A 1,657-nucleotide genomic window follows, 5' to 3' on the forward strand; every position below is an offset into this window, starting at 1 on the left:
GCGGGGCTCACGGGGCGCGGCGTGCGGCGGCTGCGTACGTCCCGCGCCGCGAGCACCAGCGCCGCCACCGCCAGCGGAGGCAGCGCGAACCACCACAGCGCCATCCCGGGCGACGGCATCGGCGCGTCGCAGGGCCGGCAGAGCAGGGGGCCGTTGAGGCTGCGCAGCGCGGCCCCGAAGTTCAGCTGGGGCACCATGCCGCCCTGGATGTCGCTGCCCGCGCGCAGCCGCTCGCCGACGCCGCCGAAGAGCGCGTACGCCTCCCAGACCCACTGCGCGGCCCCCAGCGCGATCCCGGCGCACAGCGCGGGCAGCGCGGCGCGGCGCCAGGCGCGTACCGACACGGCGGCGGCCAGCAGCGGCAGCGCCAGCCACCCGCCGTCCGGGAACCGCATGAGCGTGACGCCCGCGAGCACGGCGGCCAGCCACCAGCGGGCGCGGCGCTCGGCGGGGGCGCGCAGGAACCAGCCGGCCGCGGCCACCGCGCCCAGCGCCACCCACAGGTTCGGCATCGCCTGGACGCCGCTGAGCACGGTGATCCACAGCCCGGCGAACAGCAGCGCGGCCAGCGCCGCCGTCCTCCGCCCCACCAGCGGCCCCCACACCCGGAACGCCCCGTACAGCGCGAGGGCGGACAGCACGACGAGGTACACCCGCAGCGCCATGACGGAGGAGGTGACGGCGACGACCGGCGCGGTCAGCAGGCTCACGCCGCGCGACCGCGGCGCGCTGAAGTACGCGGCCGGGGTGCGCGGGTCGACCTGCGAGACGTACACCGACTCGTCCCAGCCCAGCGCGTGTCCGAGGTGCGGAACGACGAACACCAGCTGGGCGAGCGCGTATCCGGCGGCGACCAGCACCAGCCAGGGGCGGTGCGGGCCGCCCTGGGCCGCGCGGGAGAGCACGCCGTAGCGCGTGGCGGACCGGCCCTGCGGGAGGAGCGGCGACAGCGTCATCGGCCGCCGCCTTGCTCGGGGGTCCCCCGGGAAGTCGGCCGTCCGCTCCGGCCAAGGGGGGCGAGGAGGCGGCGGGGCACGGCCAGGGCCGCGCTCCGCACGCGTGCCGCGCGGCGCTGCCGGGAGCGTGCCGCGCGGCTCGCCTCCAGGTCCTCGAAGAGCCGTTCGTACCGCAGGGCGATCGGCGCCGGGTCGTACGCCCGGGACCTCTCCCGCGCCGCGGCGGCCATCGAGCGGCGCAGCGGTTCGTCCTCGATGAGCTCCAGCAGCGCCGCGGCCAGCGCGCCGCTGTCGCCGGGCGGCACCAGCCGTCCTGTGGCCCCGTCCTCGACGATCTCGGCGGGGCCGAGCGGACAGTCGGTGCTGACCACCGGCACCCCGCAGCGCATGGCCTCCACCAGGGTCATGCCGAAGGACTCGGCGTCCGAGGCGGAGGCGACGATCGAAGCGCGCGCGAACTCCGGCTCGATCGGCGTACACGGCCCCATCAGCCGCACGGCGTCCCGCAGCCCGAGCCGCTCGACGAGCTCCGCCAGCCGGGCCCGTTCGGCGCCTCCGCCGTAGATACGCAGCCGCCAGTCCGGGTGCCGGGCCGCGACCTCGCGGAACGCCTCGATCAGCAGGTCGAAGCGCTTGCCGCGGGCCAGTCTGCCTGCCGCGGCGACCACCGGGCCCGGGTGGGCGGCGGCGGGGGCCGGGCC

General features: G+C 77.9%; 1 protein-coding gene and 1 pseudogene. Both read right to left on the reverse strand.

What is annotated here, in order from left to right:
• Positions 1 to 956 (reverse strand): annotated as a pseudogene (locus G5C65_RS36935) (pyridoxamine 5'-phosphate oxidase family protein); the annotation flags it as partial.
• Positions 953 to 1,657: glycosyltransferase (locus G5C65_RS36940; protein WP_165303405.1), on the reverse strand; the 705-nt coding region annotated here is incomplete at its 5' end. The pseudogene G5C65_RS36935 and the gene G5C65_RS36940, both read right to left, overlap by 4 nt.

Origin of the sequence: Streptomyces boncukensis, from assembly GCF_011045075.1 — a bacterium.
GTDB lineage: Bacteria > Actinomycetota > Actinomycetes > Streptomycetales > Streptomycetaceae > Streptomyces > Streptomyces boncukensis.